Genomic DNA, 16,911 nt, shown 5'->3' on the forward strand with positions numbered 1-16,911 from the left:
AAAGTCAATGTTAGCCTATATCATCCGCCGCATAATGCAGTCCGTTCTGGTCCTGTTTGTGGTCGGTCTTGTCGCCTTTTCCATGTTCCGCTTTGTGGGCGACCCGATCGAGAACATGCTGGGACAGGAGCGCACCGCCGAAGACGTTGTGCGCCTGCGCGCCGACCTGGGATTGGACCAGCCGTTTCCGGTCCAGTACTGGCGCTTTCTTGAAAACGCCGCCCAGGGCAATTTCGGTCTCAGTTACCGCCAGGGGCGGCCCGTCGCAGACATCCTGATTGAGCGCGCGCCCGCCACACTTGAACTGGCGCTGGTTTCGGGCACCCTGGCTATGGTGCTTGGTATCGGACTGGGGGTCCTCACGGCCATCCGGCGGGATGGCTGGCTGGCGAATACCATTATGACTGCCTCCCTGATAGGGGTTTCCCTGCCAACGTTCCTGATCGGCATATTGCTGATTTTTGTGTTCTCGGTCGAATTGGGCTGGCTGCCCTCCTTCGGGCGCGGAGAGACGGTGATGCTTGGACAATGGTCCACCGGGTTTCTGACCAAAAGCGGCCTTTTGTCTCTGGTTCTGCCCAGCATCACGCTTGGCCTATACCAGATGACGCTGATCATGCGGCTTGTCCGTTCGGAAATGCTGGAGGTTCTGCGTACCGACTACATCCGGTTTGCCCGGGCACGAGGCTTAGGGGAAAGGGCAGTCTACTTCCGCCATGCGCTAGTCAACACCATGGTGCCTGTCATCACCATCATCGGCCTGCAATTGGGCAGCATCATTGCTTTTGCGATCATCACCGAGACCGTCTTTCAGTGGCCGGGCGTAGGACTGTTGTTCATCAACGCGGTTCAGTTCGTCGATATCCCTGTAATGGCAGCTTATCTGATGCTGATTTCGGTTCTCTTTGTTGGCATCAACCTGATTGTTGATCTTCTTTACTTCCTTATCGACCCGCGCCTGCGGACCAGCAAGGCAGGAGCACACTAATGCAAAAACTCAAAAACATCTGGCATTCCGACCTCGCCTGGAACTTTCGAAACTCTCCCGTTGCGGTGGTGTCCGCACTGATCGTGCTGGTCTTGGCACTGGCAGTGATCTTTGCTCCGCTTATCGCACCGCACAACCCGTTCGACCCGGCAACCCTGAACCTGATGAACGGTTTTTCAAAACCGATGCACCCCAATGAATTCACCGGGGAAGTCTTCCTGCTGGGAACTGACGATCAGGGCCGGGACGTGTTTTCAACCATTCTATACGGCATGCGCATTTCGCTGATGGTCGGCGTTCTGTCCGTTACATTTGCGATGGTTCTGGGCATTATCCTCGGCTTGCTTGCCGGCTATGTCGGCGGCTGGACCGAAACCATCATCATGCGGGTTGCCGATGTGCAGCTCACCTTCCCTTCAATCCTGGTCGCCATGCTGATTTTCGGGATTGTCAAAGGGGTTACCCCGGTTGAATACCGCGACCAGATGGCGATCTGGGTCCTGATCCTGGCCATCGGCCTGGGTGAATGGGTCCAATTCGCCCGTGTGGTCCGCGGTGCGACGCTCGTCGAAAAAAACCGGGAGTATGTGCAGGCGGCGCGGCTGATCGGACGTTCCAAGTGGGTCATCATGATCCGCCATCTCCTCCCTAACGTCCTGTCTCCGGTTCTGGTCATTGCGACGATCTCCCTGGCGCTGGCCATTATCGCCGAAGCTACACTCAGCTTTTTGGGTGTCGGCGCGCCGCCTACACAGCCTTCGCTGGGCACTTTGATCCGGATTGGCCAGGGTTTCCTGTTCTCCGGTGAGTGGTGGATCCTTCTGTTCCCCGCCCTGACCCTCCTAACACTTGCGCTGAGCGTGAACATGCTGGGTGACTGGCTGCGCGATGCCCTCAATCCGAAGTTGCGCTAATGACTGATCCTGTCCTTTCCATTCGTGACCTTGTGGTCGAAATTCCAACCCGTCATGCGCGGCTCTGCGCCACCGACAAGGTCAGCTATGACATTGCCCCGGGCGAAATCCTCGGTGTTGTTGGCGAAAGCGGCGCAGGCAAATCCATGGCTGGCAACGCAGTCATCGGTCTTCTGAATCCGCCCGCCCGTATCACCGGAGGTGAGATCCGGCTGAACGGGCAGCGCATCGACAATCTGCCGCCCGAAAAAATGCGGCGGCTGCGCGGCAAAGAGATCGGCATGATCTTCCAGGATCCGCTGACCTCGCTCAACCCGCTGTTGCGGATCGGCGATCAGCTAACCGAAACCATGATGGAGCATCTGGAGCTGACCAAGCCTGAGGCCCGTGCCCGCGCTATTGCTGCGTTGGAAGAAGTCGGCATCCCGGCAGCTTCCGAGCGTATCGACAGCTACCCGCACGAGTTTTCGGGCGGCATGCGCCAGCGGGTTGTGATTGCGCTTGCCCTGTGCGCCGAACCCTCTTTGATCATCGCTGACGAGCCTACGACCGCGCTGGATGTTTCGGTGCAGGCGCAGATTATCGCGCTGCTCAAACGGTTGTGCCGTGAACGCGGTACTGCGGTGATGCTGATCACCCATGACATGGGAGTGATTGCAGAAGCTGCTGACCGTGTGGCGGTGATGTATGCCGGCCGCATGGCTGAAATCGGCGATGTGCGTGACGTAGTCACCCGACCGCGCCACCCTTATACGGACGGGTTGATGGGTTCGACACCTTCGGCATCGGCCGGGCAGCACCGCCTGCGCCAGATCCCCGGCGCGATGCCGCGGCTGCACAGCCTGCCGCCGGGTTGTGCTTTTTCGCCGCGCTGCGAACGGGCGACTGAACGCTGCCGCAACAGCCCGCCGCCCACGCTTGAGGCCGACAATGGACGTTCGGCCTGCTGGCATGCAATCAAACTGGAGGGCGCAGCATGAATGCCATCGTTTCCGTCAATGAGCTGACCCGGGTCTTCGACGTTTCCAAACCCTGGCTGAACCGGGTGCTGGAACGGCTTCCCAAATCGCATTTGACTGCGGTCTCGGATGTCAGCTTCAACATCAAGGAAAAGACCGTTTACTCGCTGGTGGGCGAAAGCGGATCTGGCAAGTCTACCATCGGCAAGATGGTGGTCGGCCTTTTGGAAAACTCTAGCGGCGCCGTCAAAGTTTCGGGCGTGGACCTGAACCGGGAAACGGATGCCGTTGCGATTACCAAGGCACGCGACGCGATCCAGATGATCTTTCAGGATCCCTATGCGTCGATGAATCCGCGCTGGCGGGTGCGCGACATTATTGCTGAGCCTGTCGCCGCCAAGGGCGGAGAAACCAAAGAGCTGGCTGAGCGTCTGCTGGAGCAGGTTGGCCTTTCGGCAGAAGACGCAGACAAGTTCCCGCATGAGTTTTCCGGCGGCCAGCGCCAGCGGATCTGCATCGCCCGTTCGTTGGCCTCCCAGCCCCGGCTGATCGTCTGCGATGAACCGACCTCGGCACTTGATGTTTCAGTGCAGGCACAAGTGCTGAACCTTATGAGCGATCTTAAGGACGACCTCGGCCTCACCTATCTGTTCATCAGCCATGATCTGACGGTGGTGCGCCATATCTCCGACAGGATTGGCGTGCTGTATCTGGGCCGCCTGGTCGAGGAGGCAGCCCCCGACGATCTGTTTGAGGCGCCCAAACACCCCTATACCCAGATGCTGTTGGCAGCGGCACCTAAAATGGACGCGTTCGGCCGTGAAGTGGAGCCGCCCCAAGGCGAAATTCCCGACCCGATCAACCCGCCCTCTGGCTGTGCGTTCCATCCGCGCTGTCCGATTGCAACCGCGCAGTGCTCACAAGTCCGTCCACAGATGCGCAACATTAATGGCAGCCGGGTTGCCTGCCATCTGGCAGAGTAACATGGCGGGCGGAACATGATGACAATAAACTCGGGGCTTTCGGCCTGGCGTTCAGCCAGAAACCACAACCGGATGATGGAATACCGGCAAGATTGCCAGCCGCAACAGGATGACGTGGAAATTGCCTATTTCGGTGGATCTGCCTTTCGGATCACCACGCCTGCCGGTATCACGTTGATGATCGACCCCTGGCGTAACCTGCCGACCGGCAAAGCTGACTGGTTCTTTCATGACTTTCCGGAAACCAGCGTGGACATTGGCGCATCGACCCATGCTCATTTCGATCATGACGCGCTGCACCGGCTGGACGCCAGCGTACTGCTGGACCGGTTGATCGGAACTTATGGTTTTGGCGACCTGAAAATCACCGGTATCGCTGACAAACACGCCACCGACGAAACTTTCGCGCCTTACGACTTCCAGAAAATCAACGCCTATTTCGGCGGCAACCCCGTACTGCCGCCGAACAATGCCCGTAGCTGGGACAATTGCATGCTTTTGGTGGAAACCGGCGGGCTGCGCATTCTTCATTGGGGTGACAACCGGCACAATCCTCCGAAACATATCTGGGAGCAGCTAGGGCACATCGACATTCTGCTGCTGCCCGTCGACGATTCAGAGCATGTCCTTGGCTATCCAATGGCCGAGGACATTATCCGCCAGACAGAACCGCGCGTCGTTATCCCGCACCACTACTTCATCTGGAATGTGGTCTTGCGTCAAAGCACGCTGTATTCCGCAGACAAGTGGCTTGCGACGCAACCCAATGTACAACATTTGCCGACCGCCCAAGCCAGCTACTGCCCGGCCAACCTGCCGCAGGAAACCCGGATAGACAGCTTTGGCGATCACGTATCTTTTGATGTCGGTGCCTGGCACCGGGAAAACGGGAGACAGGTTCAGGCAAGCGGTTAACTGCCCTTTGCAGCACAACCTCCTGCAGCGGTCTACACCTCACCCAGGGTACACACTTCCAATTTTCCGTACGGACTGACATGCCTGATTTTCGCAGTTATCTGCCCATTCTCGATTGGGGACGCACATACGATCGTGCAGCGTTCTCGAACGACCTGATTGCGGCGCTGATCGTAACCATCATGCTGATCCCGCAATCACTGGCCTATGCTCTGCTGGCCGGCTTGCCTCCAGAGGCAGGTATCTATGCTTCTATTGCGCCCATCATCCTCTACGCGATCTTCGGGACGAGCTGCGCATTGGCGGTTGGTCCGGTCGCTGTTGTATCATTGCTGACTGCTTCAACCATCGGACAAGTCACAGAACAGGGAACAGCCGGCTATGCTTTCGCCGCGTTGACCCTGGCATTCCTGTCGGGCGGTTTTCTTCTTCTGATGGGTGTTTTCCGGCTCGGCTTTCTGGCCAACTTCCTCAGCCATCCGGTCATTGCAGGATTTATCACGGCCTCGGGCATTCTGATCGCCACAAGCCAGCTCAAGCATATCCTTGGCATCAGCGCCGGTGGGCACACCTTGCCGGAAATGCTGGGCGCACTCCTTGTCCGTCTCGACGAAACGAATGGTATTACTGTGATCATCGGAGGCGTGGCCGCGATGTTTCTGTTCTGGGTGCGCAAAGGGTTGAAACCAAGTTTGAAACGGCTGGGTGCCTCCGCAGTTGTTGCCGATATCGCGGCCAAGGCCGGGCCCGTCGCCGCAGTGGTGGCAACAACTGTTGCAGTCTGGGTTTTTGATTTGAATGCGGCAGGTGTCAGAATTGTTGGCGATGTGCCGCAAAGCTTGCCCCCGCTCACCATGCCAGGGCTGTCTGGAGATCTGATCCGGGTCCTATTGGTGCCTGCGGTTCTGATCTCCGTGATTGGTTTTGTCGAATCTGTGTCGGTTGCCCAGACGCTTGCATCCAAAAAACAGCAGCGCATTGATCCGGACCAGGAACTTATTGCTCTTGGGGCAGCAAACCTCGGTGCAGCTTTTACAGGCGGATACCCTGTTACTGGCGGTTTTTCCCGGTCGGTTGTGAATTTCGACGCCGGTGCGGAAACCCCGGCAGCGGGCGCATATACGGCTGTTGGACTCGCCATTGCTGCAATGGCCCTGACACCCCTGGTTTACTACCTGCCGAACGCGACGCTCGCCGCCACCATCATTGTGGCTGTTCTCAGCCTCGTGGATCTGTCGATCCTGAAGAAAACATGGATGATCTCCAGCGCGGATTTCATCGCAGTTGCAACTACAATCCTGCTTACTCTAGGACTCGGCGTGGAGATTGGCGTCGCAGCAGGTGTAGTCATTTCAGTTCTGCTGCACCTTTACAAAACGTCCCGGCCTCATGTCGCTGAGGTTGGCCTTGTGCCTAGCTCCCAGCACTTCCGCAACATTTTGCGCCATCAGGTCGTAACTGATCCGGCTCTGGTGACGCTCCGGATCGACGAAAGCCTGTATTTTGTGAATGCGCGATTTCTGGAGGACTTGCTGACGGCCCGCGTGCCCATCGGAGGTGACGTCAGGAACGTCGTGCTGATGTTTTCTGCCGTGAACGACGTCGATTACTCCGCGCTCGAAAGCCTTGAAGCAATCAATCAGCGGCTGAAGAGCTTGAGCATAGGCTTTCATCTCTCCGAAGTAAAAGGACCGGTTATGGATCGTCTCAGAAAATCGCACCTTTTGCATAGGTTGAATGGCCAGATTTATCTTTCCCAGTTCGAAGCTTGGACGTCACTGACGTGCGACGAAGGCGACTCGAAAAACATAAGCAAATGGAGTGAACTACCGCCCGGCTAGGCGGCTTTTTTGCTCTGCACCACTTAAAGAGTCATTGTAAGAGTTTCCGATCGGGCTACCGCCTTGGATACCACAAACACAAAAATGCCCGCGGCTTCCCCCTGTGTCGGCATTCCTTCGTTCTCAGCGGCCTGGATCGGTGAATTTTCCGTTGGCAATTCACCTGCTACAGCCGCATCCGGCGCCTCTTTGTGCGCCTGAGATGCGCCCCCGCCCGAGTAAAGGTTCCGCAGCTGAACTTCGGAGACCCCGTCGGCCTCCATCACCAGCCGGACCATCGGGTCAGAAAGCATTTCTTCCAGAAAAAATTCGGCCAGTTCTTTCCCGGTCAGCTTGTCTTTTGCCAGGGCGTCATCAAGGTCGGCCAGCGAAACGGTCAAGGTTCTCGCCAGGGCGGACCCGATCGTTCGGCATGTCCGGGTTCAAGAGCCGGAAACATCAAAGCAGGAGGAAAGGCGATGCCCGCAGTCGGCATTCTTCATCCGCACAACCCTGAATTCGACCGTTTTTTGCAGGCTTCCGTCGGTGAAGACCGGAAGGGCAACACTGTTACCGTTCTTTCTACCCTTGCGCGGCTTGATCTCGAACCCTGGGACGAAGCAGCCGCACTTTCCGCTTTGGGGCAAGAGGCAGCGGGATCGCGGTTGGAGAAGTTGCTTTCGCGATTTCGCGACGTGCCCGCGCTCAGACAGCAGCACGGGCACGTCGCGCGGAAACTGACCTCTCTTCTTCCCAAACGCCGCGAGCGGATCGCCGTAATATCCGGTGCCGCGGCAAAGGAACCGGCGAAAGTGTCTGGTGTGATCTGGGCAGTGCTGGCGATCCTCTTTCTGGTTATGCAGATTATGCTGGCTGGCGCACCGGGGTCAGGCCAATGACCCTTGGCCAGGCACAGGACAGTGTCCGCAAGCATTCGCATCGTGTGCAGCGGGATCTGCTCCGTCAGGAAAACGCAACCCTCTGGAATCTGGAGGAGCGCTTTTGGACCAGCGGCGTGGACAGCGCCCGGTCCATGACTGCGGAAAATGCAGTGATGATACTTCCTTATCCGCCAAGTATCCTTCAAGGCGATCTGATTTGGAAGCAGGCAAGGCAAAACACCGGCTGGCGGACAGTCGAAATGAAAGACCGCAGCGCGGCAATCCATGGCGCCGTGGCCGTGTTCGCCTATTTCGTCGTGGCCGAGAAGCAGGGTTCCCCGATCTATGAGGCGCTCTGCGCTTCTACCTATCTGCTGGACGAAGGCAGCTGGCTGCGGCTGTCACACCAGCAAACTCCCGCTGCATGATGCGAACAATTAACCTTCATCTCCGGAGAATACCTTTCCGGGCCTTCCTGCCCTGCGGCTCAGCTGCTGGGCTTCCTGTTTCAAGATATCCGGCTGAAAGACGCGGACCGCACCTCAGGCTACACGAATCGATCCCCCTGTTTTCAAGCGCCTACCGATACCAGTCTGCGTCATTTCCCCGATTTTAGTCGTCGCGTCAGGCAATGTCCGCTTTCGCGACAGGGATGCGTTGCAGCGAGAAGATCGCTGGATGTACAATGCGCTGCTGCGCCAGAAAAGAGGGGAAAGCCAAGGTCGGTTTTGTCCGCGATCTGTATACTCCCACCCTAAAGAATGCTGCGCGGTGCGCGAACGGCCGGAATGGCCGCTGCACTGCAACATGAGAATTTGCGCGCGTGCAGAAAAGTCTTGGCTGCGAGCGCATGCAACACAAAATGGCAACGGCTGGTGAGGGCTCACTGCCGCCATGCGGTGCCGCGGCGACAGCGCAGCCCTTGAATTCTTCTGCATATTCCAGATACACCGGTTGACCGTCGGGCCAATGTCCAACATCACTCAAATGGAGTTCTACTTGGGAAATGTGAGATTATTCTATGAAACCCTTTGGAATTGTCGCACTTGTTCTCTTGGCAGCAGCAGGAGGCTGGTACGTCTTCTTGCGAGACAAAATCCCATCTGCGGAACAGGTCTTGATGGAAATCCGCAAGACGCTTCCTGATCAGACAGGCGTCAATCTGTCTCTGGAGCACTGCCAGTTTTCTATTAACAGCACAAAGAATAACGAGACCTCAGAGCAGCTTGCATTGAGTCGCCTGGAAGCGGACCTGACCTCTTTCAAGTTCGACAGCGTGGGCATCAGAACGGTTTCTGATGGCCGCGCCATTCTTACGATAAAAGCCAAACCGGTTTCAGACCGCCAGCTTGACCAGGCCGAGGCTTTGGTTGCGCTGGTTCCCGAAGAGATGCGCAGCAAGCGGGGCAGCACGCTCACGATGATCCCGAATGATGGGCCAGTCACAATCACCAAACCTCTGGCAGCTGATGAGTCTGGCGTCCTGGAGCGCAGCACCCTGAAAAACCTGCTGGAACAGCCAAACGGGCGGCTGTCTTTCCATTTGGGCAGCGTTGTTCGGATCACCGAAGAAGGAGAGGCCCCGGCACCCCCGCAGCCTCATAAGGACGCCCCGGGCTTTCACAAGTTTGCCCAAGAGATCCAGGCTGACGATAGGCTGAACAACTATTCGCTCTCGCTGGTTTATGTTGGTGCCGAGCCTGATCCTGATTCCCTGTTTGTTGCGGGCCTAAGCTTCCCGCCGCAGCTTCAGTTCATAACCCCATCGGTCGATAAGGCTAAGGAATTGGCACGGACAATCATGCACTACGGGCAAACGAATTGCCGTTGATTGGACCTTTGCTGCGCCTGTATGCATCAGCAGAAGGAGGCACGAGTTCTACTGTCTGGCGGTCAATCAGCTCTTGTCAGCCCTGTTGTCTACAGGCGCTCCTCCGGCCTGCACGGCAGTTCAAACAGCCACATCGACATTCGAGTACCTGATCAGGAAGCCTGGAACAAACAAGGGCAACGCTGCTGCCGCAGCGCAGCAGAGATCGCCGGAACCGCGTCAGAGCACCTTAGCCAGACGGTTACGTTTTGTCTGTACACCGCTATCGTTCGTTGGACGTGTTTTGAATGGCCGCAAAGCGCCGTTTTCGACGCGCTGCACAAGCGAAGGCTTGCCTGGTGGCCAGTGACAGCAATGGGCTCACAACCGCCGAATGCCGGCGCAGCACGCAGCGCGACCAAGGTGGCACAAGAGCAGCTGTTCGCCGAATCCGCCAAACCCTTGGCTTTTCACCGCTTGAACCGGCGCGCTGCTGTTCGCGTATCAGCAACTGTCGTTCGCACCAGGAGCGGAGAAACCGGGTAGTGAGCCCAGTGTGACCACTGCTGCGGAGTAGTCGCAATGCCTGGTTTGTGAGAAACCACATCAAGGATAACGGATCGCTTTCCGAAAACGATCGTCTTCATGCATCCGCCAATACGCTTCAGTGATCTCCTTGGTTATCGGGCCGACCAACCCGGTTCCAATTGAAGTTTCATCGATCTTGGTGACGGGCATGACGCCGCCAGCAGTTGAGGTCACGAACACTTCATCCGCCGCCCTCAATTCACCTGATGCCAGATCATCCGTCGCGCAGGTGATCTGCAATTCGTCACAAAGGTCAAAGATTGTTTGGCGTGTTATTCCCATCAGCACCCCAAACTTGGGCGAGGAAATTTTGCCGTTTTTCACGGCGAAGACGTTGAAACCGGGCCCTTCCGCTATGTTTCCGTTGACGTCTAAAAGAATGGCGGTTTCGGCTCCCTGTGCATACGCCGCATACAAACCTTTGACCAAGTCCAGCCAGTGATAGTTCTTTACGGTTGGATCAACGGAGCTGGGTGGAATGCGGACAAGATCGGTGACGGCTGCGTGTAAGCCACGTCTCATTTGTTCTGGGTTGGCAACCGACCCAAATGGAATTGCGAAGGCGATGAAGCGGTTGACAGCATCGCGAGGGTCGCGGCTGAACGTAGGAGATGTACCGCGTGTGCAGATGAACTCGACATACGCATTCTGGAGACCTGATAGAGCAACGCAATTGTGCAAAATTTCAGTCATCTCTGCACGACCAAACGGGATCGACATGTGCAACTTTTCCATCCCTGCGAAGAACCGGTCAAGATGATCATCAAGTCTGAAAAATGCTCCCTTCCACACATGCGCAACATCGTATGTCGCATCTGAGTGGAGGAAGCCATTATCCAACACCGAAATCTTTGCCTCGCTGATCGGAAGATATTGGCCGTCCATGAAGGCAATGCCGGGAGGGTACGTTGCCGGGTCAGAATGACGATCAGACAGCGCAGGCAATTTATACATGTTGTTCAACTCCAATGATCGGAAATTTAGATCTCGCCTCATCTACAGAGCAATGAGGGTGTCGAATGTCCATGCGTATGCGCCCTATTCTTTATGACAAAGATTATCGCGAAGTCATCTGGTCTGATATCCATGCGGGTAAGCAGAATGAAAAAGCAGCCGTTGGGACGCGTGCAGCGAAAGCTCACTACGTCTAAGGTTTGTCGCTGCTGTTCAGCGTGAGCTGCAGCGGCGACAAATCTGACAAGGAGGAAAGCGCGGGCTGTTTTGGGTCTATGGGGATTGTGGGTTACAGCCGCGGTGTCGAACGTTGAAAGCAAACGGTTGCGTGACGACGAGCGGTGTATGCGAGCCTCATTTCCCGACACGGCTTGATTGGACGGCCTCTCGTCATGAGGCTACAGGCCTGATGCCGCGCATGATTTGGTGAGATGGCCGCACTGACTGGTTCGGTGCCTTTTCGTTGCGAGGCCGATCGGGTTGGGCTGGTCATGCGGCGTCCTCCCATGGTGGTGCCCGGGATTTGGGTGTTTGGCCGCGCAGAAAGGTTTCGATAACGATCATGGCACCGCCGCATTTCGGGCAAGGCTGGTGCGCGGGCTGAACATCGCATTCGGCGCTGGTTGCCTCATCCGGCGTTTGATCGGGCTCTGGCTCTGCATTCAGCAAGCGCCTGATCTTCGCGATCCTGTCGCGACGGATGCCGTTAGCCAAAAAGCCCGAGTGTCGGATGCGATGGAAGCCGGAGGGCAGGACGTGGATCAGGAACCGGCGGATGAACTCGGACGTCGGCAATCGCATCACCTTCATGCGGTCTGCGCGCTTGATACGGTAGTCTTTCCATCGGAAGGCAACAGTGCTGGCATCCGCGCGGACGAGCCGATGGTTGGAGATTGCGACCCGGTGCGTATAACGGCTCAGGTAGGCCAGCACCGCTTCCGGCCCGCCGAAGGGTGGCTTGGCATACACCACCCATTCCGTTTTGCGCAGCGGTGAGAGATGGGCGGCGAAGGTATCCGGATCGGCCAGCCCCACCAAATCGCCAAAGAATGCCAACTTCCCGGCCTTGTGCAGTCTGGCCAGCCCTTCAAGGAACAAGCGCCGGAACAGCCGGGACAGGACCTTCACCGGCAGAAAGAACCCTGGGCGGCAACCGATCCAGCGGCCAGCATCGCGCGACAGCCCGCCCCCTGGCACGATGACATGCACATGCGGGTGATGCGTCATCGCTGATCCCCAGGTGTGCAGCACCGATGTCATGCCGATCTTCGCACCAAGATGTTTTGGATCGGCAGCGATGGTCAGGAGTGTTTGGGCCGATGCCTTGAACAGCAAGCCATAGACCGCCGCCTTGTTCTGGCAGGCAATGTCGGCGATCGGCGCGGGCATTGTGAAGACCACATGGAAGTACTCGACCGGCAACAGGTCTTCCATGCGGGCCTGCATCCAATCCTGCGCCGCAGCACCCTGGCACTTGGGGCAATGCCGGTTGCGACATGAGTTATAGGCGATGTGCCCGCTCTCACACATGCAAGCATGTGTTGCCGCGCAGCGGGATGACCGCATTTGGTGCAGGCGGCAACATGGCCACCCAGCGCAGCGGTCCGGCAGGTCTCGATTGCGGACATCACCTTCAACTGAGGCAGGTTCAGGTGCCCGGCATGGTCACGGCGATAGGCAGGCCCGTCGTGCTGGAAGCACGCCTCCGGCGTGACGGCGCGGAAGATATCCGTTGCCCGGCAGGCGATTTGGCCAGGCCAAATCTGCCGAGAGGGGGCAATCTCCAGTATTGGCCGAGGCATGGGGCCGAAGTCAGCCGGAACCAGCCTTCCGGCTCACCAGCAGATCAAGTGGGCTGGTAACATCCTGGATCGTCTTGGTTGCCACCTTGGTGTAAATCGTCGTTGTCTCCAGCTTGGCATGCCCCAGCAGCACCTGGATCAACCGGCTGAAGGCGGCAGCCGCCGGGAACCGCAAGGAAAAGGAACAGGCGCTCGCCCGTGCCAAGCGCGACCACCAGAAGCTGGTGGATGCGATCATCGCGGGCATTCCCGCAGACCAGGTGAAGGACCGGATGATCGAGTTCGACACGCGGCGCCAGCAGCTGGAACGGGAGCTGGAGCATACCCCTGCCCCGGACACGGTGGTGTTTCACCCGTCGATGGCGGAGGCTTACCGCGAACGGGTGTCGCGGCTGATCCGGAACCTTGGTTCCGCCGCAGGCATGGAAGAGGCCAAGGAGGCACTGCGCGCATTGGTGGAGCGGATCGTGCTGACGCCAGCGGCGGAGGGCGCTGGCCTGGATCTGACCCTTGAGGGCGATCTGGCGGGTCTATTGCATCTTGCGGCGGGTGCGGAAGGGGTGAACACGAAGAAGGCCTCGGACGGTAGATCCGAAGCCTTTGATATATCTGTCGAATTAGTGTTGGTTGCGGGAGCAGGATTTGAACCTGCGACCTTCAGGTTATGAGCCTGACGAGCTACCTGGCTGCTCCATCCCGCGTCAGGTTTGTTTGAGATCGTATTGAGAGATATTTGGATTTTACTAGGTTTGGCGGTGACCTACTCTCCCAGGGCTTGAGCCCAAGTACCATCGGCGCGACAGTGCTTAACTTCCGGGTTCGGGAAGGGACCGGGTGTTTCACTTGTGCTGTAGCCACCAAACCAAGAAAAATCCACTTGCCTCCGGCAAGTGGATTTTCTTGGTTTGCGGTCGGCAGCGTGTTTGCAGAGCAAATACGCGAAAGACCGCACCCCAGTTACGTCACGAGACGTTTCCACGAGCGGAAGGCAGTACAATCAACGTTGTCCAAGCGTTTGTATTTTGGGATGTGTTTGCTTGTTTGGATTTTCGGTAACACTGTCTGTTACTGGATCAAATCAAGCCTATCGGGCGATTAGTACCGGTCAACTGAATGCATTGCTGCACTTACATCTCCGGCCTATCGGCGTGGTGGTCTTCCACGGCCCTCAGGGATACCTTGTTTTGAGGGGGGCTTCCCGCTTAGATGCCTTCAGCGGTTATCCTGTCCGAACATAGCTACCCTGCACTGCTGCTGGCGCAACAACAGGTCCACCAGTGGTTCGTTCACCCCGGTCCTCTCGTACTAGGGGCAACTCCTCTCAAGTATCCTACACCCACGGCAGATAGGGACCGAACTGTCTCACGACGTTCTAAACCCAGCTCACGTACCTCTTTAAACGGCGAACAGCCGTACCCTTGGGACCTGCTCCAGCCCCAGGATGAGATGAGCCGACATCGAGGTGCCAAACACTGCCGTCGATATGGACTCTTGGGCAGTATCAGCCTGTTATCCCCGGCGTACCTTTTATCCGTTGAGCGATGGCCCTTCCACTCGGGACCACCGGATCACTATGGCCGACTTTCGTCTCTGCTCGACTTGTCAGTCTCGCAGTCAGGCTGGCTTCTGCCATTGCACTCAACGAGCGATTTCCGACCGCTCTGAGCCAACCTTCGCGCGCCTCCGTTACTCTTTAGGAGGCGACCGCCCCAGTCAAACTACCCGCCACGCAGGGTCCCGGATCCGGATAACGGACCGCGGTTAGATATCAAGAGTGCGAAGGGTGGTATCTCAAGGGAGGCTCCACCGCGACTTGCGTCACGGTTTCGATGCCTACCACCTATCCTGCACATCACAATCCTGATACCAGTGCGAAGCTGTAGTAAAGGTGCACGGGGTCTTTCCGTCTAACCGCGGGAAGCCTGCATCTTGACAGGCAATTCAATTTCGCTGAGTCGATGTTGGAGACAGCGGGGAAGTCGTTACGCCATTCGTGCAGGTCGGAACTTACCCGACAAGGAATTTCGCTACCTTAGGACCGTTATAGTTACGGCCGCCGTTTACCTGGGCTTCAATTCGGAGCTCTCACCCCTCCTTTTAACCTTCAGGCACCGGGCAGGCGTCAGACCCTATACGTCGTCTTGCGACTTCGCAGAGCCCTGTGTTTTTAATAAACAGTCGCCACCCCCTGGTTTGTGCCCCCGGATTCCACTTGCGTAGGACCCGGGCCTCCTTCTCGCGAACTTACGGAGGTATTTTGCCGAGTTCCTTCAACATCGTTCTCTCAAGCGCCTTGGTATTCTCTACCTGTCCACCTGTGTCGGTTTAGGGTACGGTCTGATGGAGGGCTATTTCCAGGGACTGATCAGCAGCCCATTCAATCCGATAAGGATGAACTACCTTCACAATCCGTCACATCCTCCTGGCCCACGAATATTAACGTGGTTCCCATCGCCTACGCCTTTCGGCCTCGGCTTAGGGGCCGGCTTACCCTGCTCAGATTAGCTTTAAGCAGGAACCCTTGGACTTTCGGCGAGAGTGTCTCTCACACTCTTTGTCGCTACTCATGTCATCATTCTCACTAGTGATCTCTCCACGGGATCCCTCACAGGCCCGCTTCATCGAAAGCTCCTTGCGTCCAACTCTTCCCGGAGGAAGATAAGGACGCATGGAACTATGTCACACTACGCTCTGCTACCATGCACTATGTGCATCCTCGGCTTCGGCTCATGGCTTGAGCCCCGTTACATCTTCGCCGCAAGACATCTTGATTAGACCAGTGAGCTGTTACGCTATCTTTAAAGGATGGCTGCTTCTAAGCCAACCTCCTGGTTGTTTTGGACGTCTCACCTGCTTTCCCACTTAGCCATGAATTGGGGGCCTTAGCCGGAGGTCAGGGTTGTTTCCCTCTCCACGACGGACGTTAGCATCCGCCGTGTGTCTGCCATCTAGTACTCCCGGGTATTCGGAGTTTGGTTAGGATCAGTAAGCCTGTGGGGCCCCATTACCCATCCAGTGCTCTACCCCCCGGGGTATTCGGATGACGCTCTACCTAAATAGATTTCGCAGAGAACCAGCTATCTCCGAGTTTGATTGGCCTTTCACCCCTAGGCACAGCTCATCCCGATCCTTTTCAACGGATGTGGGTTCGGTCCTCCAGTGCGTGTTACCGCACCTTCAACCTGGCCATGCCTAGATCACTCGGTTTCGGGTCTGATCCCACAAACTCATTCGCCCTATTAAGACTCGCTTTCGCTGCGCCTACACCTAACGGTTTAAGCTTGCTTGTGAGACCAAGTCGATGACCCATTATACAAAAGGTACGCTGTCAGCCCTCAAGGGGCCTCCAACTGATTGTAGGCGTTCGGTTTCAGGTACTGTTTCACTCCCCTCGCCGGGGTGCTTTTCACCTTTCCCTCACGGTACTGGTTCGCTATCGGTCAGTAAGGAGTACTTAGCCTTCGGAGGTGGTCCTCCGATCTTCAGACAGAATTTCACGTGTTCCGCCCTACTTAATACGTCCCTCAGAGCTTAGAATACGGGGCTGTCACCCGCTATGGCCATGCTTCCCAACATGTTCTTCTCACTCATCAGGCTCGGCTGGTCCGCGTTCGCTCGCCGCTACTAACGGAGTCTCTATTGATGTCCTTTCCTCCGGGTACTTAGATGTTTCAGTTCCCCGGGTTTGCTCTTATAAACCTATGTATTCAGTCTATAAGTACCTGGTTAAGCCCATTATAAGCAGCCATCCGGAATGAACCGGCGGCTATTATAACAAACTTTCAGGTGGGTTCCCCCATTCAGAGATCTTGGGATCAAAGCCTATTCCCGGCTCCCCCAAGCTTATCGCAGGGTATCACGTCTTTCATCGCCTCTTACTGCCAAGGCATCCACCAAACGCCCTTCTCGCGCTTGATTTGATCCAGAAAAAGAGAGTGTTCTAAAACACGCTCAGCTGCGGAAGCTGGTAAGAAACCGCAGCATGTTTTCCTGAACCAAAAAGCAAACTATCCCGCTCCCGGCCACAATTGCGACCAGGAACTTATTGCATGATCATGCGATCATGCGGGTTCAAATCCTTGCGGATATTGAACCGGGTTAGTGTACTTGACTTGGACAACACTGTCTTTTCAATCAGGCAGACTTCAGGACGTCTGAGGAAACATGACGTATTCTGAAGCTCGCATCCCGTCCCGAAGGACAGTCAGCACCTGACTGAGGTCAATCCCACACTCGGGCGACCAACAGTCTTGTTGATTGTATCTCTCTTTACGATGTCAATTTTCGTCCGGTTGGA

At 56.6% G+C, this 16,911-nt stretch carries 14 protein-coding genes, 1 tRNA gene, 2 rRNA genes and 1 pseudogene; 11 read left to right on the top strand and 7 right to left on the bottom strand.

Going from position 1 to position 16,911, the window contains the following annotated elements; all coding sequences use genetic code 11:
• Nucleotides 1-7 precede the first annotated feature (7 nt).
• From K3557_RS13785 to K3557_RS13810, 6 genes are all read left to right on the top strand, one after another.
• Complete coding sequence (locus K3557_RS13785; RefSeq protein ID WP_259994572.1) at nucleotides 8-988, top strand: ABC transporter permease; 981 nt, start codon at nucleotides 8-10, stop codon at nucleotides 986-988.
• The gene (locus K3557_RS13790) at nucleotides 988-1,902 is read left to right on the top strand and encodes an ABC transporter permease (RefSeq protein WP_014873775.1); all 915 of its coding nucleotides are present in this window, start codon (nucleotides 988-990) and stop codon (nucleotides 1,900-1,902) included. The genes K3557_RS13785 and K3557_RS13790 overlap by 1 nt, the downstream gene beginning before the upstream one ends.
• Nucleotides 1,902-2,882, top strand: a complete 981-nt coding sequence (locus K3557_RS13795; RefSeq protein WP_259994581.1) for an ABC transporter ATP-binding protein — start codon at nucleotides 1,902-1,904, stop codon at nucleotides 2,880-2,882. The genes K3557_RS13790 and K3557_RS13795 overlap by 1 nt, the downstream gene beginning before the upstream one ends.
• Nucleotides 2,879-3,844: an ABC transporter ATP-binding protein gene (locus K3557_RS13800; RefSeq protein ID WP_259994582.1), complete on the top strand. Its 966-nt coding sequence runs from the start codon at nucleotides 2,879-2,881 to the stop codon at nucleotides 3,842-3,844. The genes K3557_RS13795 and K3557_RS13800 overlap by 4 nt, the downstream gene beginning before the upstream one ends.
• 114 nt (nucleotides 3,845-3,958) lie before the next feature.
• Nucleotides 3,959-4,759 (top strand): MBL fold metallo-hydrolase, encoded by an 801-nt coding sequence (locus K3557_RS13805; protein WP_259994583.1) that lies wholly within the window; start codon nucleotides 3,959-3,961, stop codon nucleotides 4,757-4,759.
• 80 nt (nucleotides 4,760-4,839) lie between these two features.
• Nucleotides 4,840-6,600, top strand: a complete 1,761-nt coding sequence (locus K3557_RS13810; protein WP_259994584.1) for a SulP family inorganic anion transporter — start codon at nucleotides 4,840-4,842, stop codon at nucleotides 6,598-6,600.
• A gap of 23 nt (nucleotides 6,601-6,623) precedes the next feature.
• On the opposite strand, the gene K3557_RS13815 is transcribed toward K3557_RS13810, so the two are convergent.
• Nucleotides 6,624-6,980, bottom strand: coding sequence for a hypothetical protein (locus tag K3557_RS13815; RefSeq protein WP_259994585.1), 357 nt, complete (start codon nucleotides 6,978-6,980; stop codon nucleotides 6,624-6,626).
• Between the two features lie 78 nt (nucleotides 6,981-7,058).
• Here K3557_RS13815 and K3557_RS13820 point away from each other — a divergent pair, with 78 nt between their 5' ends.
• From K3557_RS13820 to K3557_RS13835, 4 genes are all read left to right on the top strand, one after another.
• Nucleotides 7,059-7,478 (top strand): hypothetical protein, encoded by a 420-nt coding sequence (locus K3557_RS13820; RefSeq protein ID WP_259994586.1) that lies wholly within the window; start codon nucleotides 7,059-7,061, stop codon nucleotides 7,476-7,478.
• Nucleotides 7,479-7,522: 44 nt separating this feature from the next.
• Nucleotides 7,523-7,888: a hypothetical protein gene (locus K3557_RS13825; RefSeq protein WP_259994587.1), complete on the top strand. Its 366-nt coding sequence runs from the start codon at nucleotides 7,523-7,525 to the stop codon at nucleotides 7,886-7,888.
• A gap of 593 nt (nucleotides 7,889-8,481) precedes the next feature.
• The gene (locus K3557_RS13830) at nucleotides 8,482-9,291 is read left to right on the top strand and encodes a hypothetical protein (RefSeq protein ID WP_259994588.1); all 810 of its coding nucleotides are present in this window, start codon (nucleotides 8,482-8,484) and stop codon (nucleotides 9,289-9,291) included.
• A gap of 21 nt (nucleotides 9,292-9,312) precedes the next feature.
• Nucleotides 9,313-9,816: a hypothetical protein gene (locus K3557_RS13835; RefSeq protein WP_259994590.1), complete on the top strand. Its 504-nt coding sequence runs from the start codon at nucleotides 9,313-9,315 to the stop codon at nucleotides 9,814-9,816.
• 60 nt (nucleotides 9,817-9,876) lie between these two features.
• Here K3557_RS13835 and K3557_RS13840 read toward each other — a convergent pair whose 3' ends face one another.
• Complete coding sequence (locus K3557_RS13840; protein ID WP_259994592.1) at nucleotides 9,877-10,812, bottom strand: aminotransferase class IV; 936 nt, start codon at nucleotides 10,810-10,812, stop codon at nucleotides 9,877-9,879.
• 65 nt (nucleotides 10,813-10,877) lie between these two features.
• Between K3557_RS13840 and K3557_RS13845 the strand changes: the two genes are divergently transcribed.
• Entirely contained in the window at nucleotides 10,878-11,009 is a 132-nt protein-coding gene (locus tag K3557_RS13845) for a hypothetical protein (RefSeq protein WP_259994593.1), read from the top strand.
• A gap of 292 nt (nucleotides 11,010-11,301) precedes the next feature.
• Here K3557_RS13845 and K3557_RS13850 read toward each other — a convergent pair.
• From K3557_RS13850 to K3557_RS13870, 5 genes and pseudogenes are all read right to left on the bottom strand, one after another.
• A pseudogene (locus K3557_RS13850) lies at nucleotides 11,302-12,614 on the bottom strand (IS91 family transposase).
• Nucleotides 12,615-12,624: 10 nt separating this feature from the next.
• On the bottom strand, nucleotides 12,625-12,852 hold the full coding sequence (locus K3557_RS20490) for a hypothetical protein (protein ID WP_311198472.1): 228 nt from the start codon (nucleotides 12,850-12,852) through the stop codon (nucleotides 12,625-12,627).
• Between the two features lie 386 nt (nucleotides 12,853-13,238).
• Nucleotides 13,239-13,315, bottom strand: a tRNA-Met gene (locus tag K3557_RS13860).
• Nucleotides 13,316-13,361: 46 nt separating this feature from the next.
• Nucleotides 13,362-13,476: ribosomal RNA gene (rrf, locus tag K3557_RS13865) — 5S ribosomal RNA — on the bottom strand.
• 212 nt (nucleotides 13,477-13,688) lie between these two features.
• Nucleotides 13,689-16,532, bottom strand: a 23S ribosomal RNA gene (locus tag K3557_RS13870).
• Nucleotides 16,533-16,911 lie beyond the last annotated feature (379 nt).

Source organism: Leisingera sp. M523 (genome assembly GCF_025141335.1).
Taxonomy (GTDB): Bacteria; Pseudomonadota; Alphaproteobacteria; order Rhodobacterales; family Rhodobacteraceae; genus Leisingera.

Bases quoted from the DNA above. Each gene is read 5' to 3' on its own strand.
- K3557_RS13795 (WP_259994581.1), top strand. From the start codon at position 1,902: ATGACTGATCCTGTCCTTTCCATTCGTGACCTTGTGGTCGAAATTCCA.
- K3557_RS20490 (WP_311198472.1), bottom strand. From the start codon at position 12,852: ATGATCGCATCCACCAGCTTCTGGTGGTCGCGCTTGGCACGGGCGAGC.
- K3557_RS13840 (WP_259994592.1), bottom strand. From the start codon at position 10,812: ATGTATAAATTGCCTGCGCTGTCTGATCGTCATTCTGACCCGGCAACG.
- K3557_RS13800 (WP_259994582.1), top strand. From the start codon at position 2,879: ATGAATGCCATCGTTTCCGTCAATGAGCTGACCCGGGTCTTCGACGTT.
- K3557_RS13790 (WP_014873775.1), top strand. From the start codon at position 988: ATGCAAAAACTCAAAAACATCTGGCATTCCGACCTCGCCTGGAACTTT.
- K3557_RS13785 (WP_259994572.1), top strand. From the start codon at position 8: ATGTTAGCCTATATCATCCGCCGCATAATGCAGTCCGTTCTGGTCCTG.
- K3557_RS13835 (WP_259994590.1), top strand. From the start codon at position 9,313: ATGCATCAGCAGAAGGAGGCACGAGTTCTACTGTCTGGCGGTCAATCA.
- K3557_RS13810 (WP_259994584.1), top strand. From the start codon at position 4,840: ATGCCTGATTTTCGCAGTTATCTGCCCATTCTCGATTGGGGACGCACA.
- K3557_RS13830 (WP_259994588.1), top strand. From the start codon at position 8,482: ATGAAACCCTTTGGAATTGTCGCACTTGTTCTCTTGGCAGCAGCAGGA.
- K3557_RS13845 (WP_259994593.1), top strand. From the start codon at position 10,878: ATGTCCATGCGTATGCGCCCTATTCTTTATGACAAAGATTATCGCGAA.
- K3557_RS13820 (WP_259994586.1), top strand. From the start codon at position 7,059: ATGCCCGCAGTCGGCATTCTTCATCCGCACAACCCTGAATTCGACCGT.